The following is a 24,831-nucleotide window of genomic DNA, read 5'->3' as shown; positions in this document are numbered from 1 at the left end:
GTAACTGAGCAGCAACACCAGCACCAGCCACGCGGTACGCTGTGGGCCTAGGTTTTTCCTTGGTTGTTTTGACGCTGTTTGTCTCACCCCAACTCCCGGATCGCAGAGCGTGTAGCCGATAAAAAACGGCATACCGAAGTATGCCGGGTGAGTGACAGGCAATCGTAATCAGAACTTGGCGCGCAGTGTCATGGACACGGCACGGGGGTCACCGAAGATATTCCCGTCCTGGAAAGTGTTGATCCGCTGAAAGTACTTCTTGTCGGTCAGGTTGGTGCCGAGCAGATCAGCGGAGAAGTTTTGCGTGATCTGGTAGCCAATGCCCGCATCGTACAGAGCGTATCCACCTTGGCGGAGTTTGGTGCCGTTCATGCCGATGCCAGGGACATCCAGCTTATTATAGGTCTCGCTGACAACGCTGACGCCACCCTGGACACTCCACTTCTCCAACTCGCCGGGCAGTTTGTACAGGCTCCACACCCGCAACATGTTTTTCGGCAGGTAGGTCTGCAACTGCTCGTTGGGGCTGTCATAGCGTTTGTAGGTATGGGTAAAGTTCGCGGTGAGGAACCAGTCGGGAGTCATCTGTCCACTCAGCTCAGCCTCGAACCCACGGGTCCGAGCCTTGCCGCTGGCAACCACGGCCCGGGCATTCGGATCGTTCATATCCGGAATTGCGCGATTCTCTTCTTCGATCTGGAACGCTGCCAACGAGGCGTTCAATGCGCCATCGAGGAATTCGCCCTTGATACCCAGTTCATGTTGCTTGCCTTCCAGCGGCTTTATGATGTTGTTGTTGATGTCCAGATTGCTGACAGCCTGTGGCTGGAATACGCCGGAATAGTTGGCATACACCGAGTAGTTATCATTGAGGTCGTAGATCAGCCCGTAGAACGGAGTGAACTTCTGCGACACGCTATCGCCGCTTTTTTCCGACGGTGAGCCGGCCTCGGGTTGGTGCTGACTGCGGTGCATCTCAAGCCAGGTCACGCGCCCGCCGAGTACCAGCGTCAGAGGGTCGGAAAGGCTCAAGCGCATGTTGCTGTAAAGCGCTTTTGCGCGGGTGTTGGCAACACTGGTCGGCAACTTGTCCGAATCAGGAAAGGCCGGGTAGGCAAAGTCGGGCTGCGGGTTACCGAGATCAACGTCCCCCAGGAAATTTGAAAAGTAGCCGCCGTTGGAGGCGAACTCGGAGCGCGAATAGTTGGCGCCCACCAGCACTGTATGTTCACGCCCGAGGAAGTTGAACGGACCATCGACATATACGTCAGCCTCGTCCTGTTTCTCGCGGTAATCGAACATGATCGAGTTCATTGACACCAAGTTGTCCGCAGGGTCGATGCCGCCGCCATTACGTGCGTAAGCCTGTGTCAAATCGTAATTGTTATCGGCGTGCCGCAGCGACAACCTGGTCTTCCAGCCATCGCCCAACTGATGCTCGAGTTCGGTGAAAACTGCGGTACTCCAGAAGTAGTCGCGGTTCCAGTCTTCACCGTAAAAGTTCTTGCGCGATGCATTCGGCAGTGACATCGCGGCTTCACCGGCTGAATTAGTGTAACGATAGGCCGGTAGGGAGCGTTGGGCGCCACGGATGTCGGTGTTCTGATTGCTCGCACCGATTGTCCAGACTGTGTCTGGCGTCAGGTCTATATCGACAATGCCATAGACTTGATTCGACTCTCGCTTGCCGCCACTGTCGTAGTAGTAACCTTCGTCGTGCTCGCTGAGCACCAGGCGTCCCCGCACATTACCGCTCTCGGTCAACGGGCCGGTGACGTCAACCATGCCCCGATAGTCGTCCCAGGAGCCGGCGCTGATTTCCGCCGAAGCAGCTGCCTCGGCCAACGGTCGCTTGCGTACCAGGTTGATGCTACCGCCGGGGCCGCCTGCACCGGTCAGGCTGCCAGACGGGCCCTTGAGTACCTCGACGCGGTCATACATGGTCAGGTCGGGTGACAGGAACACCCTGTTGTCCATGGTGGTCGGCGTACCGTCCAATTGCAGCGAGGTCATTTCGAAACCCCGGGAGAAAAAACTCAGACGGCTGGCGTCGATTCGCTGCACGGTTACACCACCGACCTTGCCCAGAGCATCTTCGAGGGTATAGAGATTTTGCTTCTGAATACGCTCTTGGCCAATCACGTTGATCGTCTGCGGCACCTCTCGAAGACGCAACGGGATTTTGGTACCCACCGACACGGTGGGTGCTTCGGTCTGCATTCCGACGATCGCCTGTGCCGGTAGCGTCATGCTGCCGAGGGCATCCAGCGTCAAGGTTCCATCCGAGGTCGTGCGTACTGACAATCCGCTGCCTTCAATCGCGATTTGTGCCGCTCGCTCGGCATTCATTGTTCCCTTGATGGCCGGAGCACGTAGCCCGGCAACGAGATTCGGCACATACACGATTTCGTGACCGCTTTGGCGGGCTATGCGGTCGAGGGTTGCCACCAGGGAGTCGGCTGGCAAGTCGAAGTTTTGTAGCGATTGGCTTTGCGTCGAAGCCGACTCCGCAAAGCTAGTCGAAGCGTATCCTTGAGCCAGCAATACAGATAAGCACACAGACGTCAGCCTGCGCGTAGTGTTAAAACGATTGGACATAGGTAACTCCGTGTTGGCGGCTGCGCTTTTATTAGCGGTTAATGCCTATGTCCAACGAGACTGAAAAAGCGATACAGGGCAGATGAAAAAAACTTAGCCGAGCAGTTCGATCTGGGTCCAGAACCCCAGGTACTGCTCGATGCGTACGGGCAGAATCTGTTCCAGCGAGTTCAGTGCACGCTCACTGTTATCCAAGGAGAACAGGCCGGAAACACGAAGCCGGGCCGCTGCCGTACTGATGCGGATCACCCCGCGTCGGTAAGGCTGCAATGCCTCGATCACCTCCCCAAGCGCCCAGTCATCCACACTTAGTTTGCCGCTCTCCCAACTGCTCTCACCTTTACGATAAGCCGCCAGTGGCGTGATGCCTTTCGAGTCGAGTCGGGCACCTTCGCCGCTTTGGAGTGCTGAACAACCATCGTTGAGGCGACCGATGCAGAGGCTGGACCGCATGCCCCATACATGGGTCGAATCGCCCTGCAGCGAAACCATGAACCGAGCGCCAGCGCCGCGTGCAAATCCGTGGGACGTTTGCACTACGAAAGGCCGAGGGTCGTCACTGACCTCAATGATCAGCTTTCCGGCACGCAGCAGCAGGTTGCGCTCGCTATCAGTAAAATTGATATCCACCGCGCTGCGTGCATCCAACCGCAACTTGCTGCCATCCGACAGATTGAAATCACCCCGTTGGGCCGTTGCGGTCCGCAAATCGGCTCCGATAGTAGAGAACAGCGTACTCTGCCGGCCAATCAGTGTTGCACCGATGCCGACACCGCCGAACACCAGCGCCCCACGAAGCAAGCGACGTCGCTGCAGATCAGGGGTTTGCAGCACCCGGCGCACCTGTGAGTCCGAGCCATGCAAGAGGGGTGGGAAGGTTGCCCCCAAATGGACCTGCACTTTCTCCCATGCCTGCGCATTCGTCGGGTTGGCAAACCAGGCGTCAAACGCCTTTTGTTCGTCGGCCATGACTTCGCCTGAACGCATACAGGCCGTCCACTCGATAGCTTCATCGACTGCGGAGCGTGTGTGCTTCATTCGCGCATCAGATTCTGGCAGCACAGTTTCAAACCCTTGGCCACGTATTGACGTACTCGAATGGTCGAGACCCCTATCAACTCGGCAATGTCGGCGTACTTCATTCCGTCCACCTGACTGCACAGAAATGCAGTACGGGCTCGCGCAGAAAGACCGGCGAGCAAGGCATCGATTTCAAGGAGCGCTTCAATCGCCAAAGCACGTACTTCGGGGGAGGGCTCAAACACTTGTGGTTGCAACGCTAACACTTCCAGATAAGCACGCTCCAGATCGCGCCGCCGCCAACTGTCGTACATCAATCGCTTGGCAATGGTCGTAAGCAGCGCCCGAGGTTCGCGTATCGCCTGGGGCTCAGATAAAGCGACAACCTGAGCGAACACTTCGGCAGCCATGTCAGCGGCATCATGAGTACAACCAAGCCGCGCCCGCAGGCGACTCAGCAACCAACCATGATGGTCGCCAAAAAGACTGTGCAGAACCGTCCGCCGAGCACTGGAAGAAGCGAGCGCAATGTGGGTCATTGGAGTGTACTGAATGATAATTCTTATCATTATCGCCAGTGTTGTGATTTTTTCAAGGCCTAAGGCTTTCGATGAGCTCCGCCACTGCGACATGAGGCGTTTAGACGTCCTTCATCGCAGAAACGAGCAGCAGCTTGCCATCCCCTCCGGTCCAGCGATCTATGATCGCGCCGATCGGAGGGTTCACTCGCTTTTTCTCGAAGCCACTTCGTTCCCCTCTCCCATTTCACATTTGATTAGCGTCACGCCATCTTTTAACCGTCAGAAATGACTCACGATGGTTATCGAGTACAGCTCCAGTGTGAGAGCGGATCTCGTCGTGGGGCCATGGCTAGAGATGTGGCGACACCGGCGACAACCCAGGCAGAATGGGGCCTGAGGCATGGCGACAAAAGTGGCGACAGTCGCCACTTTTTGCAGGCTTTGGTCGTGACGCTTGACCGTCTTTTCGAGTGGGTATAACAATTGGCGCACGGACTGCTGTCGTTGACAGCGCCTGCCCAGGTAGCCAGAACCTTCAAGGCTACGCCACTTACGTGGTGGTTATCCCAAAGTGCGATTAGCGTCCGGCGGCTCGCACGGTCACTCCCCAAGAGTGATGGATGCCTACTCGACTTATCTGTCCACTGCGGCCGACGATGGGCCTACCTCGCTGCGTTGCAGCCACCTCACCTCTCGGCACACCCCGCTGCGCCAAACCGCGCCCGTCTCTTTCTTCTGGAAAGAGACGGGCGCACGTACCTCTGCTGCAAGCCACGTCTTACAAGGCATTGCCGCAACTCTCCTCGTGACAATCGGCCTGACAAATCCGATTCGTCGCCATCCGCAACGACACCGGCACCGGTGCCGCAGCCCATGGAATGGCTGCACCTGACTGACAGTCAGGCATGCCCCAGGTGTCCAGGTCTTTGCCTTCTCCCACTCAGGATCTCCAGGTGCCGAACTCGTCAGTCGGCACAACCTCCACCCGCCCGCCTCTTCGGATGCGCCAAGGAGGTCAGATTCATGGGTTCATGCCCTCGCTCCCGGTCGTAAGGAGCCGTACGTTCCGCGTCAGTGAACACCTCACAGGCCGCAGGGGCCTTGATCCCTGATAACACTCAACAGCCGCGTGGCGGGACTACGTGAGGACAGCCAGTAATCAGCCTTCCCATATTCAGGGGCTTGGCCAAAGAAGCGCAGGCATGCGAGAGATTTAGCGACAGTCGTCATTTCTGACGCCATGCTCCACGACACGGATGGCATGGATTGTCGCCGGTGATGCTCAGCATATCGGCACCACGTTGCGGTCCCTGGTTTGATTGATGGCGGATGTCGACAGGCTGCCGGGGTGTGCGCCTTCTGGATATGTTCACTCCGCCAGGCCATCATCGGACGCCGACGTTCGATGATGACGATGTGAAAGCCGCTCAGATGACTACCAGCGTAATACGGGTCGACCCTTCCCAGGTCATCATTGCAGATAACCCAATTGCTGTGCTTCGAGCTAAATATTCCCGGGCCCTTTGCGAGAATGCATTGCTGACGTGGTGAGTAGGATTTCGCGGTTTTAAATACGGCCTTGATTTTTTCCTGTTTCCAGCTCGTCAAGATAATCGGCGTACCACTGCATCATTGGCGTACGTTGCTCCAGATACTGAGCCTTGTTATAGATCCCTGGGACACCTGGCTGCTTGCGACTTAGCTGGGCCTCAATGTGGTCCGCTGGAAAACCATGCTCGTTGAGTACGGTGCTGGCAATATGACGGAAACCATGTCCAGTCTGTCGCCCTTCGTAACCAAGGCGCCTTAGAGCCATCAGAAAAACGGTATCGCTGCGAGGTTTGGTTCGATCGCTTCGACCGCGAAACAGTAATGGGTACGCTCCCGTGATTTTTCGTAGTTCATTAAGCGCACTGAGCGCCTCCTTGCAGAGTGGTACAAGGTGTTCACGCCCTTTTTTACGGCCTTTGCGTCCAACGGGGATGGTCCAAAGCCGCTTGTCAAAGTCGAACTCAGCCCAGTATGCCTCTCGAAGCTCGCTGGGGCGGACAGCCAAAAGAGTAAGCAGTTGGAGGCCAAGCTGAACATCTTTGGCGTGAGGCTATGATCGTATCGCTCTGAGCAGTGCGGGAAGCTCTTCCCGAGAGACATGGGCGTAGTTCTCGACCTTTGCCGATGACAGAAACTTGTGAACACCCTCCAAGGGGTTATTCATCGCTCTGCCGGTTATGCGAGCCAGGTCGTAGATGTCTTTGCAGTAAGCCCTTACGCGACTCATTTGCTCAAGGATTCCCTGACGTTCGAGCCCTCTCAAAAGTTCCATCCATTCCATAGATATGATGGAGACGTACGGACGTTTTCCTAGAGAAGGGAACACGTGACGTTCCAAGGCTCCGAGAATCCTCTTCGCTGTGCCGAGATCCCAGCCGCCCAAGCGAGAGGAATGCCATTCACGAGCCAAGGCTTCAAAGGTTTCGTTTGCGGCTTCTATCTCTGCAGCCTTTCTAGCTTTCTTGGCGGTTATCGGATTCTTGCCTTCTGCTGCATCCGCTCGTAATTCGGCAGCCTTTTGCCGGGCGAGGGCGCCGCTGACTTCTGGATAACCACCAAGCCCGAGCCACGACCATTTGCCGTCGGGCTTCTTATAGCGCAACTCCCACGACTTCTGCCCGTTAGGTTTCACTCTGAAATACAGCCCAGAGCTGTCTAGCTCAAGGTATGCCCCTGCTTCAGGAGCCAGGTTGACTAGTGCGGTATCGGAGAGGGGACGGCGTTTGATATCGCTGCGCTTCATCCGTGTATGCCTCCAGTTCAATTTCTACTGAAGCATACATGGGGCATACAGGATGTGAAGGATGCGGGTAGATCAGGATGGACCTCTAGATACAAGAAAGCCCGCACTAGGCGGGCTTCTTGAGGTGATTTATAGACATCCTTGGATCTCTATAAATCGGTACTTGGTGGCTACACAGGGACTTGAACCCCGGACCCCAGCATTATGAATGCTATGCTCTAACCAACTGAGCTATGTAGCCAAGTGGCGCGCATTATTCACCTGGAACGAAGATGCGTCAAGCGCAAATTAAAAATATTTCTCCACACTTTCAACCGCTTATCCCGCAGGCCCGAAAAATCGGGCTAGCGGAGGGCGTCAACCGAGCTGAAATCTGCCGGTATTGGCACTCAAGGCCTTACTGCCCTGGCTCAAGGTGTCTGCCGCAAGGTTCACCGCCCGTGCGCCTTCAAGTAAGCGTACCGCCGCCTGATCGACTTGCTGGATGTTGCCGCTGACTTCATCGGCGGTGCTTGCTTGCTCTTCGACAGCGGTGGCGATCTGCGCCAGGGTGTCGGTGACGCTCTGCACCGCGCTGGCGATTTCCCCCAGGCGCTCGCCGAGGCCCGTGACGGCTTGCGCGTCCGATTGTGCCTGGCCGCAGGCGGCTTCCATCAGGCTTACCGCTTCATTGACGGTGCTGCGCAAACTGTCGACGGTGCCGGCGATTTGCGCAGTGGAGGACTGGGTGCGTTGCGACAGGCTGCGCACTTCATCGGCCACTACGGCAAAACCACGACCTTGCTCGCCGGCCCGTGCGGCCTCGATGGCGGCGTTGAGGGCCAGCAGGTTGGTCTGCTCGGCGACGCCGCGAATGGTATCGACCACCAATTGAATTTGCTGTCCTTGCTCGCTGACCCGACCCAATGCCGCCGCGGTGTCGTTCAAACGCTGATTGAGTTGCTGAATACTCGCTGTCGTGCGTTGGCTGTCTCGGCTGCTGTCGGCGGCGATGCGCTGGGTGTGCTGAGCGCTGCCTGAGGCCTGTTCGCAACTCTGGGCGACCCCTTGCGAGGTCGCCGCCAATTGCGTGGCCGCAGCGGCGATCTGACTGATCTGCAACTGCTGAGCCTCGACTTCGCCTAGCGCGCCGCTGGAGTGATCGTTGAGCGCGCGCACCGCGTTGCTCAGTTGCAGGGTTTCGTGATCGACCCCCAACAGACTGTTGCGCAGTTGCACCACGGCGACATTCAAGGCGGTGCTGATCGCCGCCAGTTCGTCGCGGCCCTGCACCGGTACTTGCAAGCTCAGGTTGCCGTCACGCAGTGCTTCGGCCAGGAGCGTGATGCCACTGGCGCTGCGACGGATCGAGGCCTGTAAACAGATAAACAGGTACAGCGCGGCCAGCAGCAGGCAGCCAAAAATTATCGCCACCAGAATGAACTGGCGGATGGCCGAGCCGTGGTAATAATCCAGTCGTTGATCCAGAGAAACCAACGATTGCTGGCGCAACTTGGCGAGGTCGCCAAGGAGGGCGTCGAGACTGCGTTCAAAGTCTTCCGGCTTGAGGTTGATGCTGCCACCGAAGACGCCCTCATCCAGCACTTTCAAACCGGCGTCCAGGTGCTTGAGGCTGTCGTGGTATTGCCCGGCCCAGGTTTGCAGGGCGTTGGGCAGGCGTGTTTCCAGCAGACCAGCCGTTTTAGCAAGCTGCTCCCGCGCATCGCCGATGCGACTGCGCAAGTCCCGCAGTTGCAGGCGGCTTTGCAGGGTGAACTGCCCGGATACCACTGAGGCCTGACCGACCGCGGCGAGACGCCCGACCCGTTCGATCAGGTCCGGTGCGTGTTGAGTGGAAATCTGCGTCAGCAGCCAGGTTTCGAGCCACGGTGCGAGGGTCAGGCGAGTGTCCATGGCGATTTGTTCGCGCAAGGCTTGCAGAGCACTCAAGGCATGGGTGAAGCGATCGTAACCGTCTGGCCACCAACCGACGTTGCTCAGGCTTTTCGAGTCCAGGCCGGTGAGGGCGGTTTGCAGAGCCTGATAGCGGGTGAGGGTTTGACCCTCGGCGCCTTCGGTTTTCAGGGTATTGCCCAAGTCCGTAATGGCTTGGGCGACGGCCGGCTGAACCGCGTCGAACGCTGCCATCGCCGCGATGGTTGCGGGTGTCGGTTGGCGATTGGTTTCGGTGGCGCGCCAACGAGCTGCGCGGTCACGCTGGGCGGCAAGCAGGTTGTCGAGCGCATCGAGGGCGAGCAATTGCCGAACCCCGGCGCGTTCGCCAGAGATCAGGCTCAACTTGTCACGATGGTCCTGGCCGATCATCCACAGGCTGCCCGCCAGTGGCAGGATAAACAGCAGAAACAGCAGCTGAAATTTGCGCGCGAAGCCGAATCGCCCCAGCAGCCCGATCCCCGGTGATAAAAAAGCCTGCATGCCCCATGACTCCTCTGGACACCACGCCCCATTGGCGTGCATCGAGGTCATTGCGACCGCGACTTGTGCCCTTCTAAAAGGCCTCGAAAGTTCACCTTGGTCCGCTCTGTAGGCCGACTCTGTAGCGAAACTTCCCATTCTCGGTTCCCTTTGTAAGGGGCCGCGTTGAAGCAGACAAACAAGGCAAGATTCAGACCATGGCTTTGCGCTATCACCTTCTTTTTTTGAAGTCGTTAGCAGGCTAAGGGGATGGCGCAACCGCACCGAAAAATGGCACATTGACCGACCTGCCAGTGCGCACCCATCCGCAGTACGGAAACTCTCATGGCCATCAGCAACGTTCAGTCCGCCGCTACGTCGGCGCCCGCGACTTCACAAAGCAGTCCGCTGGTCATGCGCATCATCGGCGCGGTGGCGCTGGCGCATTTGATCAACGACCTGATTCAGGCGGTATTGCCGTCGATCTATCCGATGCTCAAGGCCAGCTATGGCCTGACCTTCACCCAGATCGGCCTGATCACCCTGACTTTTCAACTGACGGCCTCGCTGTTGCAACCATGGGTCGGTTACCACACTGATCGTCATCCCAAACCCTGGCTGTTGCCGGCCGGTACCGTCTGCACATTGATCGGCATTCTGATGATGTCTGTGGTCGGAAGTTTTCCGATGATTCTGCTGGCGGCGGGGTTGATCGGTGTCGGTTCATCGACCTTTCACCCGGAAGCTTCTCGGGTGGCGCGATTGGCTTCGGGTGGGCGTTTCGGCTTGGCGCAGTCGACGTTTCAGGTCGGCGGTAATGCGGGCTCGGCCTTCGGGCCGTTGCTGGCGGCGGCGATCATCATTCCCTACGGTCAGGGTCATGTGGCCTGGTTCGGATTGTTCGCGCTGTTTGCGCTGTTCGTGCTGTATCGGATCAGTCGCTGGTACGCCAACCATCTGAATCTGTTCAAGCTCAAACAAGGTCAGGCAGCGACTCACGGCCTGTCGAAACAACGGGTGATCAGTGCACTGGTAGTGCTCGGGCTTCTGGTGTTTTCCAAGTACTTCTACATGGCCAGCCTGACCAGTTACTTCACGTTCTACCTGATTGAAAAATTCGACCTGTCGGTGGCCAGTTCACAGTTGCACCTGTTTCTGTTTCTCGGTGCGGTAGCGGCGGGGACCTTCTTCGGCGGGCCGATCGGCGACAAGATCGGGCGCAAGGCGGTGATCTGGTTCTCGATCCTTGGCGTCGCACCGTTCACGCTGCTGCTGCCCCATGTGGACCTGTTCTGGACCAGCATCCTCAGTGTGGTGATCGGTTTCATCCTCGCCTCGGCGTTCTCGGCCATTGTGGTGTATGCCCAGGAGCTGGTGCCAGGGAACGTCGGAATGATTGCCGGGGTGTTCTTCGGTCTGATGTTCGGTTTCGGCGGGATTGGCGCGGCATTACTTGGGCATCTGGCGGATATTCACGGCATTGAATATGTGTACTTCCTGTGCTCGTTCTTGCCGCTGCTTGGGGTGTTGGCGATCTTCTTGCCAAGAACCCGAAAAGTCTGAGGCCGACCGGCAAAGTCAGCCGTTTCGATAGATATAGCTATACGCGTTAATCGCTGGTACCCCGCCAAGATGTGCATAAAGTACCTTCGACCCCGTCGGGAAAAACCCCTGGCGGACGAGATCAATGAGGCCTTGCATGGATTTTCCCTCATAGACCGGGTCCGTCATCATGCCTTCCATGCGAGCGCACAAACGGATGGCTGCGTTGGTTTCTTCTGATGGAATGCCGTAGGCCGGATAGGCGTAGTCTTCTTTAAGGACAACATCGTCAGCGGTGATTTCCTGGCCAAGCCCAATAAGCTGCGCCGTATGCTGAGCGATTGCCAATACTTGTGCCCTGGTTTGCTCAGGCGTGGCAGAGGCGTCAATACCAATCACATTGCGAGCACGTCCATCCTTGGCGAACCCAACCAGCATGCCCGCATGGGTGGAGCCAGTCACCGTGCAGACGATGATGTAATCAAATTTGATTCCCATCCTGGCTTCTTGCTCGCGTACTTCTTCGGCGAAGCCGACATAGCCGAGACCTCCATATTTGTGCATGGACGCACCGGCGGGAATAGCATAGGGTTTGCCTCCTTTGGCCTTGACGTCCTCCAGCGCCCGCTCCCAGCTCTCGCGGATACCGATATCGAAACCTTCGTCGACGAATTCAATCTCCGCTCCCAGCACGCGGCTCATCAGAATATTCCCAACCCGGTCGTAGACTGCATCCGGGAATGGAACCCAGCTTTCTTGAACGAGACGGCACTTCATGCCGAGTTTGGCCGCGACAGCTGCGACTTGGCGCGTGTGGTTCGACTGGACACCACCGATGGACACTAACGTGTCTGCCTGCGAAGCGATTGCATCGGGAATGATGTATTCCAGCTTTCGGATCTTGTTGCCACCAAACGCAAGTCCAGAGTTGCAGTCTTCACGTTTGGCATAGAGTTCGATATTGCCACCGAGACAGGCCGATAGACGATTCAGTTTCTCGATCGGCGTTGGGCCAAACATGAGTGGATAGCGCTCGAATGTCTCCAGCATGATGGTTCCCCTGATCACGGATAAGCCGTTTTTTTAGTCTAGCAGAGCGCCTGTGTGAGAACGCGTGTCGCCGGGGGGGGGCGATCTGCGGTGAAACTCACTTGCGAGGAAGGGTCTGTACCCGATGTCGAGTTTCAACGGGGCAGTTTTCAGTATGTCGCCGCTTCCAGACCAATAGGGAGCAGATGGTCGTTCTGATCAACAACCCGTGAGCCCAAGACGCAAAAATCCCCGTATCAGCGAGTGATTACGGGGATTTTCAGTCTATCGAGGTCCGTGTAAATCCACGGTCACCGTTATACGTTAAAACGGAAGTGCATCACGTCGCCGTCTTTAACAATGTAGTCCTTGCCTTCCAGACGCCATTTACCGGCTTCTTTGGTGCCGGCTTCGCCCTTGTACTGAATGAAGTCGTCGTAGGCGATGACTTCGGCGCGGATGAAGCCTTTTTCGAAGTCGGTGTGGATCACGCCAGCGGCTTGTGGTGCGGTGGCACCGACGCGGACGGTCCATGCGCGGACTTCTTCGACACCGGCGGTGAAGTAGGTCTGCAGGTGCAGCATTTCGTAGCCAGCGCGGATTACGCGGTTCAGGCCAGGCTCTTCGAGGCCCAGGGCTTCGAGGAACATGTCTTTCTCTTCACCGTCTTCCAGTTCGGCGATTTCGGCTTCGATCTTGTTGCAGACCGGAACCACCATGGCGCCTTCTTCTTCGGCGATGGCTTTGACGATGTCCAGCAGCGGGTTGTTCTCGAAACCGTCTTCAGCAACGTTGGCGATATACATGACCGGCTTGGTGGTCAGCAGATGGAAGCCACGAATCACCGCTTTGTCGTCGGCGCCCATGTTCTTCATCAGCGTGCGCGCTGGCTTGCCGAGGGTGAAGTGAGCGATCAACTGCTCCAGCAGGGCTTTTTGGACTACGGCGTCCTTGTCACCACCTTTGGCGTTACGGGCGACTTTCTGCAGTTGCTTCTCGCAACTGTCGAGGTCGGCGAAGATCAGTTCCAGGTCGATGATCTCGATGTCGCGTTTCGGGTCGACGCTGTTGGAGACGTGAATCACGTTCTCGTCTTCGAAGCAGCGGACCACGTGAGCGATGGCATCGGTCTCGCGGATGTTGGCGAGGAACTTGTTGCCCAGGCCTTCACCTTTCGAGGCGCCGGCAACCAGGCCAGCGATGTCGACGAACTCCATGGTGGTCGGCAGGATGCGCTTTGGATTGACGATGGCTGCCAGGGCTTCCAGACGCGGATCCGGCATCGGCACGATGCCGGTGTTCGGCTCGATAGTGCAGAAGGGGAAGTTCTCGGCCGCGATCCCGGATTTGGTCAGGGCGTTGAACAGGGTGGACTTGCCGACGTTAGGCAGGCCGACGATGCCGCAATTGAATCCCATGGTGTTTCCCCGAGGAGTTAGAGTCAGGCCTTCTGGCTGTGCAGGTTTTTCATCGCGCGGTTCCATTCACCGGCGAGGATATCCGGCAGCACGCCGAGGGCAAAGTCGATGCTGGCATCGAGTTTTTCCTGTTCGGCGCGTGGCGCACGACCCAGGACGAAATTTGAAACCATACTGGCAACGCCCGGGTGGCCAATGCCAAGCCGCAAGCGGTGAAAGGTATTCTGATTGCCCAGTTGCGCGATGATGTCGCGCAACCCGTTGTGACCGCCATGGCCGCCGCCCTGTTTGAGCTTGGCAACGCCCGGAGGCAGATCGAGTTCGTCATGCGCCACCAGGATTTCTTCAGGCTTGATGCGGAAGAAGCCGGCAAGTGCCGCGACGGCCTGGCCGCTGCGGTTCATGTAGGTGGTGGGAATCAGCAGACGAACATCCTGACCCTGATGCGAATAGCGCCCGGTCAGGCCGAAATATTTGCGATCGGCCACAAGGTTGACGCCCTGTGCTTGTGCGATGCGCTCAACAAAAAGGGCCCCTGCGTTATGCCGGGTCTGTTCGTATTCAGCGCCTGGATTTCCCAGGCCAACGATCAGTTTGATGGCAGTCACGATAGGGGCCCTTCCTTGAAGTGATGGATAACATCGTCGCGATCAGGGTGTGCGGCGAAAGTGGACGACAAGTGCTCATTTACCATTATGTAAACTCCGCGTTCTCGCCCGCTTTCTCGCTACGCTCTAGTCCGCGATGTTCCGGTCACTCCGGCGAACAGAGTGAAATTACTCTGCTGCGCCTTCAGTCGCTTCTGGAGCAACACGTGGAGCGTGAACGTTGGCAACAGCCAGGTCGTTACCGTGAGCCAGAGCAACAAACTCAACGCCTTTAGGGGCTTTGAGGTCAGACAGGTGAATGATCGCGCCGACTTCGGCATCAGCCAGGTCAACTTCGATGAATTCAGGCAGGTCTTTCGGCAGGCACGAAACTTCGATTTCAGAAACAACGTGCGAGATTTCGCCGCCTTTCTTGATCGGAGCAGCTTCGTTGATGAAGTGCACTGGAACGATAGCGGTCAGTTTCTGGCCGGCAACTACGCGTACGAAGTCGGCGTGCAACACGTGGCCTTTGGCCGGGTGACGCTGCAGGGCTTTGATGATTACGTTTTGCTTGGTGCCGCCAACGTTCAGCTCGATGATGTGGCTGTAAGCCGCTTCGTTTTCGAGCAGTTTGGCAACTTCTTTAGCCAGCATGCTGATGGATTCAGGGGCTTTTTCGCCACCGTAAACTACAGCTGGAACCAGGCTTGCGAGACGACGCAGGCGGCGGCTCGCACCTTTCCCCAGGTCGGAACGCACTTCAGCATTCAGAGTAAAATCGTTCATGTTGTATCTCCAAAATAACCACATTCGCCCCAGCGTTTGCGACCAGCGCTAAAGGCGATATGGGCAAAAAAGCCCCGCCCCGACAGGAATGCCGGGGCGGGGCGCTTTTCGTCAACGAGATGTAATGAAAAGGGCAGGGCCCTTAACGGAACATCGCGCTGATCGATTCTTCATTGCTGATGCGGCGGACCGCCTCGGCAACTACCGGCGCGATATCCAGTTGACGGATACGTGCACAGGCTTGTGCTGCAGCGGACAGCGGGATGGTATTTGTTACCACCAGCTCGTCCAGCACGGAATTTTCAATGTTTTCGATCGCCCGACCCGACAGCACAGGGTGCGTGCAGTAGGCGAAAACCTTGGCAGCGCCATGCTCTTTCAAGGCCTTGGCCGCGTGGCACAGAGTGCCGGCGGTATCGACCATGTCATCGACCAGAATACAGGTACGCCCTTCGACATCACCGATGATATGCATCACTTCAGAGTGATTGGCTTTCTCACGGCGTTTGTCGATGATCCCGAGATCCACGCCCAGGGATTTGGCAACAGCCCGTGCACGCACGACGCCACCAATGTCCGGGGACACGATCATCAGGTTTTCGAAGCGCTGATCTTCAATGTCATCCACCAGTACCGGGGAGCCGTAGATGTTATCTACCGGAATATCGAAGAAGCCCTGAATCTGGTCAGCATGCAAATCAACCGTGAGAACACGGTCGATGCCGACTACGGTAAGCATGTCAGCAACGACTTTCGCGCTGATAGCCACACGTGCGGAACGCGGACGGCGATCCTGGCGGGCATAACCAAAGTAAGGAATAACAGCAGTGATACGAGTAGCCGAGGAGCGGCGGAAGGCATCAGCCATCACTACCAGTTCCATCAGGTTATCGTTGGTCGGAGCGCAAGTCGGCTGAATAATGAAAACGTCTTTACCGCGAACGTTTTCATTGATCTCGGCAGTAATTTCGCCGTCGGAGAACTTACCGACAGAGATGTCACCGAGAGGGATATGCAGCTGACGTACAACACGCCGAGCCAGATCGGGGTTAGCGTTCCCCGTAAAGACCATCATCTTGGACACGCGCAGTACCTGAAGGCTGAGGGTAACCTGGATGAGTATAGAAAAATGGCAGGGGCGGCTGGATTCGAACCAACGCATGGCAGGATCAAAACCTGCTGCCTTACCGCTTGGCGACGCCCCTGTATCTGTTGCAACGATTACCCAGTAATCGATTCCTTTAGAGCAGACTTTGCAGCTTGCGATGCAACATCGAAATGTTGCTTCCTTTTGCTACAAACCCTGTAAGGGTCTCTGTCAGAAGGGCCGAGACTTTATCAGCTTCAGCTTTGCTTGGGAAGCCCCCAAACACACAACTTCCAGTTCCGGTGAGTTTTGCTTCGGTAAATTTACCTAACAAATTCAATGCGTTATGTACATCTGGATAACGCCTTGCTACCACCGGTAAGCAGTCATTTCGACTGTTTCCCTTGGGAACGGGGCGCACTTTAATGGGAGGAGTGTTACGTGTCAACAGTGGATCTGAAAAAATTTCTGCTGTACTTACAGATACTTGCGGCACCAGTACGAGATACCACGGTTCTTCGGGCTCTACAGGGGTGAGTTTTTCCCCCACGCCCTCGGCGAAAGCCGCGTGGCCACGCACGAAAACCGGGACGTCGGCGCCAAGCGTAAGGCCCAGCGCGGCCAGTCGATCCTCATCCCAACCCAGTTGCCAAAGATGATTGAGGCCCAGCAACGTGGTTGCCGCATTCGAACTGCCGCCACCGATTCCACCGCCCATGGGCAGGATTTTTTCGATCCAGATGTCGACACCCAGCGAGCAACCGGATTGCGCCTGAAGTTTTTTTGCGGCTTTGACGATCAGGTTGCTGTCGTGAGGGACGTCGGCGAATTCGGTGTGCAACCGAATCACGCCATCGTCGCGAACGACGAAGGTGATTTCATCGCCGTAATCGAGGAACTGAAAAATCGTCTGCAACTCGTGGTAACCGTCTTCGCGACGACCGAGGATGTGCAGCATCAAGTTGAGCTTGGCGGGCGAGGGCAATGTCAGGCGTGGCGCAGTCATGTTCACTGCCCCAGTTTGCGTGGTTGCCATTCCTTGATCACCAACGTGACATCAAGGTCGGTGCCATGCAGTTTGATCCGCTCGGGCAGCCAGTAGCCGTTTTGCTCTGCATAACTGAGGTACTCGACCTGCCAGCCATCCTGTTCGAGATTGGCCAGACGGCTGTCGACGTCGAGGGTCAGGCGACTTTTGCTGTCCGGGGCCGGGAGCCCGCGAACCCACCATGCCAGATGGGATACCGGCAATTTCCAGCCCAGTTGTTCTTCAACCAGGGCTTCCGGGGTCGGCGCGTCATAGCGGCCCTGATTGGCCACTTCCAGCGAGACTTTGCCCGGACGACCGGTCAAACGGGCCGCGCCCCTACCCAGCGGACCGGAAAGGCGGATGTCGTAGTAATCCTGGCGTTGCAGCCAGAACAACGTGCCGCTGCCCGAATCTTTTGGCGCGCGGATGCCGATTTTGCCGTTGATCTGCCAGCCATCGAGGCCGGTCAATTGCTGTTTGTGCTCGCGCCATTGGGCCTTGTTGCCTTGACCCTGGACCGATTCGCGGGCAACGAAGCCCGCGCAACCGGCGAGCAGGGCGATGAAGCTGAAAATAATGAGGTGGCGCAAAAACATAATTTTAAAGAGTCTCTGATCCGGTCAGGCGTTTGATGGTGCCGCGCAGGGTAGGGCTGTCGGGTTGTTCCTTGAGGAACTTGCTCCAGATTTGCTTGGCTTCGCGTTGTTTGCCGTTGGCCCACAGGACTTCGCCCAGGTGCGCGGCAACTTCCTGATCGGGGAAGCGCTCCAGCGCCTGGCGCAAATAGCGCTCGGCTTCATCGAGGTTGCCCAGGCGGAAATTGACCCATCCGAGGCTGTCCAGCACCGCTGGGTCTTCAGGATTGATCTGGTGCGCCTGTTCGATCAAGGCCTTGGCTTCGGCGTAGCGTGTGGTGCGGTCGGACAGGGTGTAGCCGAGGGCGTTCAACGCCATCGCGTTGTTCGGATCGCGCTTGATGATCAGTCGCAGATCTTTTTCCATCTGCGCCAGGTCATTGCGTTTTTCTGCCAGCATGGCCCGGGTATACAGCAGATTCAGGTCGTCCGGGTATTGCTGCAGGGCTTGCTGCAAGATTTTCCAGGCCTTGTCGCCCTGTTTGTTGGCGGACAAGGTTTCGGCTTCGATCAGATACAACTGGATCGCGTAATCAGGTTGCTCGCCGCGCTCCGCTGCCAGACGGCTTTGGGCTTCGGCGGTCTTGCCGTTGTTCATCAGAATATCGGCCTGACGCAATTGCGCCGGCAGGTAATCGTTGCCCGGCCCGACCTGGGCGTATTCGATCAGTGCGCCCTGCGGGTCGTTACGCTCTTCCGCAATGCGCCCCAGGTTCAAGTGAGCAGAGTCGACGTGACTGTCCCGGGCGATCAAATCCTCCAGGTAGCCTTTGGCTTCGTCCCAGGCTTTGGCTTCCAGGCAGACCAGTGCCAGGGAATAACGCAATTCGTCGTCTTCGGGGTATTGCTGCACCAGGCTCGAGAACTCGACCTTAGCGTCGTCCATACGGTCCTGTTCAACCAGCATGCGCGCGTAAGTCAGGCGCAGGCGTTTGTCGTCCGGGTACTTCTTGATGCTTTTTTGCAGCAGCGGCAAGGCTTCATCGCCACGGTTGAGCCCTTGCAGCAGGCGCGCGCGCAGCAGGATTGGCGCTATTTCGCCCTCGTCCGGCGGATTGTCTTCGAGCAGGGTCAGGGCGCCCTTGGCATCGCCGTCCTGTTGCAGCAACAAGGCCTTGCCAAAAATCAGCTGGTTGTTGTGCGGATGGCGCTGCAGCAAGCGGTCAAAACCTTTCATCAGACCGTTGCGAGTTTCCTGGTCGGTATCGGCTGCGGACAGGGCGAGGAAATCGAAATGCGTGTCGCCTTTGCCTTGCAGGACTTTCTCCATATAGACCATGGAGTCGTCGTAACGCCCGGCGCGGGCGAGTTGCACGGCAGCCGCCCGTTGCGCCTCGAGATCGTCCGGGGCGTTTTTGGCCCAGACCAGTGCGGTGTCGAGGGCAGCCTGATCGGCACCCAGATACTCGGCAATGCGAAATGCCCGCTCGGAGATGCCCGGATCCTGGGTATTGATGGCCTGGGTCACGTAGTTGTCCAGGGCAATGTCGTAACGATTGCGCTGGCCTGCGAGTTCGGCGCTCAACAGGCTGAAGATGGTTTCTTCGCTGAACGAGCTGTAAACCTTGGGCTTTTCAGGGGCCGGAGTGCTGTCTTCGACCGGCGGCGTACCGTCCGATGAAACGGGCGCCAAGGCCTGGCAGCCGCTGAGGAAGACAAAAGCGAGGAGCAACGCGGAAGATCTATTCATATAGGAAAAGGACGACTAACCTGCGGTCGGATCATCATGACACAAGCCTTGGGCCAAACATAACCGCCCGGCCAATTTACCCGCGCGGGCAATCCCCGCAGGCCCGGCGCCCTTGTAAACGAGAACGGATCGCAGCCTTCGGCAGCTCTTGCGGGCGCGATAGATATCGAGTGGTTGTTCTGGCTCTGTCGAAGTAGGACAATTGTCGGCTTCACGTCACCATCAGCGACCTTGAATGGCCTTCCTTGCACTCGGTATTAACCACAAGACTGCTTCAGTAGACGTCCGCGAGCGCGTGGCCTTTACCCCTGAGCAGCTGGTTGAGGCCTTGCAGCAGCTCTGCCGACTCACCGACAGCCGCGAAGCTGCGATCCTCTCCACCTGCAATCGCAGTGAACTGTATATAGAACAGGATCACCTTTCGGCTGACATCGTGTTGCGCTGGCTGGCCGATTATCATCATTTGAGTCTCGATGAGCTGCGAGCGAGCGCTTATGTGCATGAAGATGATGCGGCAGTTCGTCACATGATGCGGGTTGCCTCCGGGCTCGACTCGCTGGTGTTGGGTGAACCGCAGATTCTCGGTCAGATGAAATCGGCCTACGCTGTCGCTCGCGAGGCCGGTACCATCGGTCCGCTGCTCGGGCGGCTGTTCCAGGCCACCTTCAATGCGGCCAAACAGGTGCGAACCGACACCGCCATCGGCGAAAACCCGGTGTCCGTAGCGTTTGCCGCGGTCAGCCTGGCGAAACAGATTTTCAGTGATTTGCAACGCAGCCAGGCATTGCTGATCGGCGCCGGCGAGACCATCACCCTGGTCGCCCGCCATCTGCATGAGCTGGGGGTCAAGCGAATCGTGGTCGCCAACCGCACCCTGGAGCGCGCGAGCATTCTGGCCGAACAGTTCGGCGCCCACGCAGTGCTGCTCTCGGACATCCCGGCAGAACTGGTGCGCAGCGATATCGTCATCAGTTCCACCGCCAGCCAGTTGCCGATTCTCGGTAAAGGGGCGGTGGAAAGTGCCTTGAAATTGCGCAAGCACAAACCGATTTTCATGGTGGATATCGCCGTCCCTCGGGATATTGAACCGGAAGTCGGCGAGTTGGACGACGTTTACCTGTATAGCGTCGACGATCTCCACGAAGTGGTCGCCGAAAACCTCAAGAGCCGTCAGGGCGCAGCCCAAGCCGCCGAAGAGATGGTATCGGTCGGAGCCGAAGATTTCATGGTTCGCCTGCGCGAACTGGCGGCGGTGGATGTGCTCAAGGCCTATCGTCAACAAAGCGAGCGTCTGCGTGACGAAGAATTGCAAAAAGCCCAGCGCATGCTCGCCAATGGCAGCAGCGCCGAAGACGTGCTGGTGCAACTGGCCCGCGGCCTGACCAATAAACTCTTGCACGCACCGAGCGTGCAGTTGAAAAAGCTCTCTGCCGAAGGCCGCCTCGATGCGCTGGCCATGGCCCAGGAACTCTTTGCCCTCGGTGAGGGCTCATCGGATAGCTTTTCGGATAAGAAACCGCAATGAAAGCGTCACTGCTCAATAAGCTGGACATCCTCCAGGACCGCTTCGAGGAACTGACCGCCCTGCTTGGCGACGGCGAGGTCATTTCCGATCAAAACAAGTTCCGTACCTATTCCAAGGAATACGCGGAAGTCGAGCCGATCGTTGGCACCTATAAACAGCTGCTTAAAGTGCAGGGTGACCTCGAAGGGGCTCAGGCGCTGCTCAAGGACAGCGATCCGGACATGCGCGAAATGGCCGTGGAAGAAGTCCGCGAAGCCAAAGAGCAGCTGATCGAAATCGAAGCCCAACTGCAACGCATGCTGCTGCCCAAAGACCCGAACGACGGGCGCAACGTATTCCTCGAAATCCGTGCCGGCACCGGCGGTGACGAGGCAGCGATTTTCTCCGGCGACCTGTTCCGCATGTATTCGCGTTACGCCGAACGGCGTGGCTGGCGAGTAGAGATTCTCTCGGAGAATGAAGGCGAACACGGCGGCTATAAAGAAGTCATTGCCCGGGTCGAAGGCGAGAACGTTTACGGCAAGCTGAAATTCGAATCCGGCGCGCATCGCGTACAACGGGTTCCGGCCACTGAATCCCAGGGCCGCATCCACACCTCGGCCTGCACCGTGGCCGTGTTGCCCGAGCCGGACGAGCAGGAAGCGATCGAGATCAACCCGGCAGACCTGCGGATCGACACCTATCGCTCCTCCGGTGCCGGTGGTCAGCACGTCAACAAGACCGACTCGGCAATCCGTATCACGCACTTGCCGTCCGGTATTGTCGTCGAGTGCCAGGAAGAGCGTTCCCAGCACAAGAACCGCGCCCGGGCGATGTCCTGGCTGTCGGCCAAGCTTAACGATCAGCAGACCAGCGCCGCCGCGAACGCCATCGCTAGCGAGCGTAAATTGCTGGTGGGTTCCGGTGACCGCTCCGAGCGCATTCGCACCTACAACTTTGCCCAGGGCCGGGTCACCGACCACCGGGTCAACCTGACGCTGTATTCGCTCGACGAAATTCTCGCCGGTGGCGTGGATGCGGTGATCGAACCGCTGTTGGCCGAGTACCAGGCCGACCAATTGGCAGCGATAGGTGAGTAAATGACGATCATTGCCAGTTTGTTGCGCGCCGCTGATTTGCCCGACTCGCCCACCGCGCGTCTGGATGCCGAATTGCTGCTGGCGGCTGCCTTGGGTAAATCCCGCAGTTTTCTGCACACCTGGCCTGAGCGGATAGTCCCGAGCGAAGCGGCACTGAAATTTGCCGAGTACCTGCAACGCCGCCGTAGTGGTGAGCCGGTGGCTTACATTCTGGGGCAGCAGGGCTTCTGGAAGCTCGACCTGGAGGTCGCGCCCCACACGCTGATTCCGCGTCCCGACACCGAACTGCTGGTAGAGACCGCGTTGGAGCTGTTGCCGGCAACCCCGGCCAGGGTTCTTGATCTGGGTACTGGCAGCGGCGCCATTGCCCTGGCGCTGGCCAGCGAGCGTCCAGCCTGGAAAGTCACCGCCGTGGATCGCGTGCTGGAAGCCGTCGCCCTGGCCGAGCGCAATCGCCAGCGGCTGCACCTGAACAACGCCACGGTACTGAGCAGCCATTGGTTCAGCGCTTTGGAAGGCCAGCGCTTTCAATTGATCATCAGCAATCCGCCCTACATTGCTTCGACCGATCCGCATCTGGCGGAGGGCGACGTACGCTTCGAGCCGGCCAGTGCCCTGGTGGCCGGCGTCGATGGGCTCGACGATTTGCGTCTGATCGTCGATCAGGCACCGGATCATCTTGAAGCCGGTGGCTGGTTGATGCTCGAACATGGTTACGATCAAGCCGAGGCCGTGCGCGATTTGCTGCTGACCCGCGGCTTTGCAGAGGTCCACAGCCGCACCGATCTGGGCGGTCACGAACGCATCAGTCTGGGGCGCTTGCCGTGCTGAATGATCAGGAATTACTGCGCTATAGCCGGCAGATTCTGCTGCAACACGTCGACATCGACGGCCAGTTGCGGCTCAAGAAAAGCCGCGTGCTGATTGTCGGCCTCGGCGGTCTCGGCTCACCGGTGGCGCTGTACCTGGCGGCGGCCGGTGTCGGTGAGTTGCATCTGGCGGACTTCGACACGGTCGACCTGACCAACCTGCAACGTCAGATCGTTCATGACACCGACAGCGTCGGCTTGAGCAAAGTCGATTCGGCGATCCAGCGTCTGAGCGCGATTAATCCCGAGATTCAGCTGATTGCCCATCGCACCGCCCTGGATGAAGACTCTTTGGCGGCGGCAGTGGCGGCGGTGGATCTGGTGCTGGACTGTTCCGATAATTTTTCCACCCGCGAAGCGGTCAACGCCGCGTGTGTGGCTGCGCGCAAACCGCTGGTCAGCGGTGCGGCGATTCGGCTGGAGGGGCAATTGTCGGTCTTCGACTCCCGTCGTCCGGAAAGCCCTTGCTACCACTGTTTATACGGGCATGGCAGCGAAGCCGAACTGACCTGCAGCGAGGCCGGCGTACTCGGTCCGCTGGTGGGCCTGGTCGGTAGCTTGCAAGCCCTCGAAGCGCTGAAATTGCTGGTGGGGTTCGGTGAACCGCTGGTGGGGCGCCTGTTATTGATCGATGCCTTGGGCACGCGCTTCCGTGAATTGCGGGTCAAGCGTGATCCGGGCTGCAGCGTCTGCGGGTCAAGCCATGCGTGAAGCGCCGATTGCTGTATTCGATTCCGGCGTCGGTGGACTTTCCGTGCTGGCCGAGATCCAGCAGTTGCTGCCCAACGAGTCTCTTTTGTACCTCGGCGATTGCGGGAATATTCCCTACGGTGAGAAATCACCGGCATTCATCAGTCAGCGTTGCAGTGTCATGGCGCAGTTTTTTCAGCAGCAGGGCGCCAAGGCGCTGGTGCTCGCTTGCAACACCGCGACCGTCGCGGGTGTTGCGGACTTGAGGCGCGATTTCCCCGAGTGGCCCATTGTCGGCATGGAGCCCGCGGTCAAGCCGGCTGCTGCGGCGACGCGCAGCGGTGTAGTTGGCGTACTCGCCACCACCGGCACTTTACAGAGTGCCAAGTTCGCCGCCTTGCTCGACCGTTTCGCCGTCGATGTGCGAGTCATCACCCAGCCATGCCCCGGACTGGTGGAGCTGATTGAAAATGGCGATTTGCACAGCGAGGCATTGCGTCAGTTGCTGCAAGGGTATGTCGATCCGCTGCTGGCTGCCGGTGCAGACACGATCATTCTTGGCTGCACGCATTATCCCTTTCTAAAGCCACTGCTAAAGCAGATGCTCCCCCAGAGCATCAGCCTGATCGATACCGGTGCCGCTGTGGCACGGCAGCTTCAACGATTGTTGGCCGAGCGTGAGTTGCTGGCCGAGGGACCTGCTCGCGCTACCCGGTTCTGGTCGAGCGCGGATACGGAACATTTCAGAAATATCTTGCCGGTTTTGTGGCATTCGACGGGTGTTGTGCAAAGCTTCGACTTGTAGATAAAAAAAGAGATGACACGAATAATTGAGCTGAACTTCTGATCAAGCTTCAACTTCTATAGCTTTGTCTGTTGGGCAGCATAAAAACCATACGAAATTGTTCGGAAAAGGATGTTTCTAATGAAGCGACTATTCTGCTTGGCCGCGATTGCGACCGCATTGATGGGGCACAGTTTTACCGCGCAGGCAGCAGGGGTGGAATTCGGGGTCGGCCAGACCAGCGATTCGACCATGACTTACCGACTGGGCATGCAGTTCGACTGGGACAAGAGTTGGCTGCAGAGTGATATCGGTCGCTTGACTGGTTATTGGAGCGGCGCTTACACCTACTGGGAGGGCGATGAAACGTCGAGCAATCACAGTGTGTCGTTCTCGCCGGTGCTGGTGTATGAGTTTGCCGGTCAGACCATCAAACCCTACGTTGAAGCGGGTATCGGCATCGCGGTGTTTGCCAACACTGAAGTCGAAGACAACAAACTTGGCGGGGCCTTTCAGTTCGAAGATCGTTTCGGGTTTGGTCTGCGCTTTACCGGCGGACATGAAGTCGGGATTCGCGCCACGCACTATTCCAATGCCGGGATCAGCAGCCCGAACGATGGTGTAGAGAGTTATTCGCTGCATTACACGATGCCGTTGTAAGCATTACTGCACTTTTAATGTGGGAGCGGGGGGGGGGGGGGGGGGGGGGGGGGGGGGGGGGGGGGGGGGGGGGGGGGGGGGGGGGGGGGG

General features: G+C 57.9%; 20 protein-coding genes, 2 tRNA genes and 2 pseudogenes. 7 read left to right on the top strand and 17 right to left on the bottom strand.

The features are described 5' to 3' along the window. Positions 1-168: 168 nt before the first annotated feature. The 8 genes and pseudogenes from AC1RQB_RS23660 to AC1RQB_RS23625 form a co-directional block, all read right to left on the bottom strand. Positions 169-2,466: a TonB-dependent siderophore receptor gene (locus AC1RQB_RS23660; protein WP_241824474.1), complete on the bottom strand. Its 2,298-nt coding sequence runs from the start codon at positions 2,464-2,466 to the stop codon at positions 169-171. A 225-nt stretch (positions 2,467-2,691) separates the two neighbouring features. Next, entirely contained in the window at positions 2,692-3,636 is a 945-nt protein-coding gene (locus AC1RQB_RS23655) for a FecR domain-containing protein (RefSeq protein ID WP_063342533.1), read from the bottom strand. Further along, positions 3,633-4,157 (bottom strand): sigma-70 family RNA polymerase sigma factor, encoded by a 525-nt coding sequence (locus AC1RQB_RS23650; RefSeq protein ID WP_063342534.1) that lies wholly within the window; start codon positions 4,155-4,157, stop codon positions 3,633-3,635. The genes AC1RQB_RS23655 and AC1RQB_RS23650 overlap by 4 nt, the downstream gene beginning before the upstream one ends. 760 nt (positions 4,158-4,917) lie before the next feature. Continuing rightward, the gene (locus AC1RQB_RS23645; protein WP_157893828.1) at positions 4,918-5,079 is read right to left on the bottom strand and encodes a hypothetical protein; all 162 of its coding nucleotides are present in this window, start codon (positions 5,077-5,079) and stop codon (positions 4,918-4,920) included. Between the two features lie 342 nt (positions 5,080-5,421). Beyond that, positions 5,422-5,546 (bottom strand): annotated as a pseudogene (locus AC1RQB_RS23640) (integrase); the annotation flags it as partial. A 160-nt stretch (positions 5,547-5,706) separates the two neighbouring features. After that, positions 5,707-6,933: pseudogene (locus AC1RQB_RS23635) on the bottom strand (tyrosine-type recombinase/integrase). 164 nt (positions 6,934-7,097) lie between these two features. Continuing rightward, positions 7,098-7,174: transfer RNA gene (locus tag AC1RQB_RS23630), tRNA-Met, on the bottom strand. A gap of 116 nt (positions 7,175-7,290) precedes the next feature. Then, entirely contained in the window at positions 7,291-9,348 is a 2,058-nt protein-coding gene (locus tag AC1RQB_RS23625; RefSeq protein ID WP_063342536.1) for a methyl-accepting chemotaxis protein, read from the bottom strand. Between the two features lie 324 nt (positions 9,349-9,672). Between AC1RQB_RS23625 and AC1RQB_RS23620 the strand changes: the two genes are divergently transcribed. Continuing rightward, the gene (locus AC1RQB_RS23620; RefSeq protein WP_063342537.1) at positions 9,673-10,890 is read left to right on the top strand and encodes an MFS transporter; all 1,218 of its coding nucleotides are present in this window, start codon (positions 9,673-9,675) and stop codon (positions 10,888-10,890) included. A 15-nt stretch (positions 10,891-10,905) separates the two neighbouring features. Here the strand turns inward: AC1RQB_RS23620 and AC1RQB_RS23615 are convergent, their stop codons facing one another. The 9 genes from AC1RQB_RS23615 to AC1RQB_RS23575 all read right to left on the bottom strand — a co-directional run bounded on the left by AC1RQB_RS23615 (position 10,906) and on the right by AC1RQB_RS23575 (position 19,134). Next, on the bottom strand, positions 10,906-11,919 hold the full coding sequence (locus AC1RQB_RS23615; RefSeq protein WP_063342538.1) for a 1-aminocyclopropane-1-carboxylate deaminase: 1,014 nt from the start codon (positions 11,917-11,919) through the stop codon (positions 10,906-10,908). Between the two features lie 296 nt (positions 11,920-12,215). Continuing rightward, a complete protein-coding gene (gene ychF / locus AC1RQB_RS23610) occupies positions 12,216-13,316 on the bottom strand; it encodes a redox-regulated ATPase YchF (RefSeq protein ID WP_007905794.1) in 1,101 nt (366 codons plus the stop codon). Between the two features lie 23 nt (positions 13,317-13,339). Continuing rightward, a complete protein-coding gene (pth, locus tag AC1RQB_RS23605; protein ID WP_008074178.1) occupies positions 13,340-13,924 on the bottom strand; it encodes an aminoacyl-tRNA hydrolase in 585 nt (194 codons plus the stop codon). Positions 13,925-14,092: 168 nt separating this feature from the next. Continuing rightward, a complete protein-coding gene (locus AC1RQB_RS23600; RefSeq protein WP_008074180.1) occupies positions 14,093-14,692 on the bottom strand; it encodes a 50S ribosomal protein L25/general stress protein Ctc in 600 nt (199 codons plus the stop codon). Positions 14,693-14,834: 142 nt separating this feature from the next. Then, positions 14,835-15,776 carry a ribose-phosphate pyrophosphokinase gene (locus tag AC1RQB_RS23595; RefSeq protein ID WP_003171603.1) on the bottom strand — a complete coding sequence of 314 codons (942 nt, stop codon included), beginning with the start codon at positions 15,774-15,776 and terminating at the stop codon, positions 14,835-14,837. Between the two features lie 46 nt (positions 15,777-15,822). After that, positions 15,823-15,897 (bottom strand) — tRNA-Gln (locus tag AC1RQB_RS23590). 36 nt (positions 15,898-15,933) lie between these two features. Next, positions 15,934-16,785: a 4-(cytidine 5'-diphospho)-2-C-methyl-D-erythritol kinase gene (ispE, locus tag AC1RQB_RS23585; RefSeq protein ID WP_063342539.1), complete on the bottom strand. Its 852-nt coding sequence runs from the start codon at positions 16,783-16,785 to the stop codon at positions 15,934-15,936. Between the two features lie 2 nt (positions 16,786-16,787). After that, the gene (gene lolB / locus AC1RQB_RS23580) at positions 16,788-17,405 is read right to left on the bottom strand and encodes a lipoprotein insertase outer membrane protein LolB (protein ID WP_008074188.1); all 618 of its coding nucleotides are present in this window, start codon (positions 17,403-17,405) and stop codon (positions 16,788-16,790) included. A gap of 4 nt (positions 17,406-17,409) precedes the next feature. Then, a complete protein-coding gene (locus AC1RQB_RS23575) occupies positions 17,410-19,134 on the bottom strand; it encodes a tetratricopeptide repeat protein (protein ID WP_063342540.1) in 1,725 nt (574 codons plus the stop codon). A gap of 235 nt (positions 19,135-19,369) precedes the next feature. Between AC1RQB_RS23575 and hemA the strand changes: the two genes are divergently transcribed. From hemA to AC1RQB_RS23545, 6 genes are all read left to right on the top strand, one after another. Next, positions 19,370-20,659, top strand: coding sequence for a glutamyl-tRNA reductase (hemA, locus tag AC1RQB_RS23570; protein WP_008074196.1), 1,290 nt, complete (start codon positions 19,370-19,372; stop codon positions 20,657-20,659). After that, a complete protein-coding gene (prfA, locus tag AC1RQB_RS23565; protein WP_008074198.1) occupies positions 20,656-21,738 on the top strand; it encodes a peptide chain release factor 1 in 1,083 nt (360 codons plus the stop codon). Before hemA ends, prfA begins: the two co-directional genes overlap by 4 nt. Further along, positions 21,739-22,569, top strand: a complete 831-nt coding sequence (gene prmC, locus AC1RQB_RS23560; RefSeq protein WP_063342541.1) for a peptide chain release factor N(5)-glutamine methyltransferase — start codon at positions 21,739-21,741, stop codon at positions 22,567-22,569. It abuts the gene before it with no gap. Further along, a complete protein-coding gene (locus tag AC1RQB_RS23555) occupies positions 22,563-23,318 on the top strand; it encodes a molybdopterin-synthase adenylyltransferase MoeB (RefSeq protein ID WP_063342542.1) in 756 nt (251 codons plus the stop codon). The genes prmC and AC1RQB_RS23555 overlap by 7 nt, the downstream gene beginning before the upstream one ends. Beyond that, the gene (gene murI, locus AC1RQB_RS23550) at positions 23,311-24,102 is read left to right on the top strand and encodes a glutamate racemase (protein ID WP_008074205.1); all 792 of its coding nucleotides are present in this window, start codon (positions 23,311-23,313) and stop codon (positions 24,100-24,102) included. The genes AC1RQB_RS23555 and murI overlap by 8 nt, the downstream gene beginning before the upstream one ends. Before the next feature lie 120 nt (positions 24,103-24,222). Beyond that, positions 24,223-24,741, top strand: coding sequence for an acyloxyacyl hydrolase (locus AC1RQB_RS23545; RefSeq protein WP_008074211.1), 519 nt, complete (start codon positions 24,223-24,225; stop codon positions 24,739-24,741). The last annotated feature ends 90 nt before the right edge of the window (positions 24,742-24,831 follow it).

This window comes from Pseudomonas sp. GW822-FHT02E03, assembly GCF_058802325.1.
Note: the sequence above shows the minus strand (reverse complement) of the source record. Positions and strands in the feature narration are given on the sequence as shown.

What these genes read in the sequence shown, in the direction of transcription:
- murI (WP_008074205.1), top strand. Translation starts at nt 23,311, where the DNA reads ATGCGTGAAGCGCCGATTGCTGTATTCGATTCCGGCGTCGGTGGACTT.
- prmC (WP_063342541.1), top strand. Translation starts at nt 21,739, where the DNA reads ATGACGATCATTGCCAGTTTGTTGCGCGCCGCTGATTTGCCCGACTCG.
- hemA (WP_008074196.1), top strand. Translation starts at nt 19,370, where the DNA reads ATGGCCTTCCTTGCACTCGGTATTAACCACAAGACTGCTTCAGTAGAC.
- AC1RQB_RS23655 (WP_063342533.1), bottom strand. Translation starts at nt 3,636, where the DNA reads ATGAAGCACACACGCTCCGCAGTCGATGAAGCTATCGAGTGGACGGCC.
- AC1RQB_RS23625 (WP_063342536.1), bottom strand. Translation starts at nt 9,348, where the DNA reads ATGCAGGCTTTTTTATCACCGGGGATCGGGCTGCTGGGGCGATTCGGC.
- AC1RQB_RS23545 (WP_008074211.1), top strand. Translation starts at nt 24,223, where the DNA reads ATGAAGCGACTATTCTGCTTGGCCGCGATTGCGACCGCATTGATGGGG.
- ychF (WP_007905794.1), bottom strand. Translation starts at nt 13,316, where the DNA reads ATGGGATTCAATTGCGGCATCGTCGGCCTGCCTAACGTCGGCAAGTCC.
- AC1RQB_RS23600 (WP_008074180.1), bottom strand. Translation starts at nt 14,692, where the DNA reads ATGAACGATTTTACTCTGAATGCTGAAGTGCGTTCCGACCTGGGGAAA.
- prfA (WP_008074198.1), top strand. Translation starts at nt 20,656, where the DNA reads ATGAAAGCGTCACTGCTCAATAAGCTGGACATCCTCCAGGACCGCTTC.
- AC1RQB_RS23650 (WP_063342534.1), bottom strand. Translation starts at nt 4,157, where the DNA reads ATGACCCACATTGCGCTCGCTTCTTCCAGTGCTCGGCGGACGGTTCTG.
- ispE (WP_063342539.1), bottom strand. Translation starts at nt 16,785, where the DNA reads ATGACTGCGCCACGCCTGACATTGCCCTCGCCCGCCAAGCTCAACTTG.
- AC1RQB_RS23575 (WP_063342540.1), bottom strand. Translation starts at nt 19,134, where the DNA reads ATGAATAGATCTTCCGCGTTGCTCCTCGCTTTTGTCTTCCTCAGCGGC.
- AC1RQB_RS23615 (WP_063342538.1), bottom strand. Translation starts at nt 11,919, where the DNA reads ATGCTGGAGACATTCGAGCGCTATCCACTCATGTTTGGCCCAACGCCG.
- AC1RQB_RS23620 (WP_063342537.1), top strand. Translation starts at nt 9,673, where the DNA reads ATGGCCATCAGCAACGTTCAGTCCGCCGCTACGTCGGCGCCCGCGACT.
- lolB (WP_008074188.1), bottom strand. Translation starts at nt 17,405, where the DNA reads ATGTTTTTGCGCCACCTCATTATTTTCAGCTTCATCGCCCTGCTCGCC.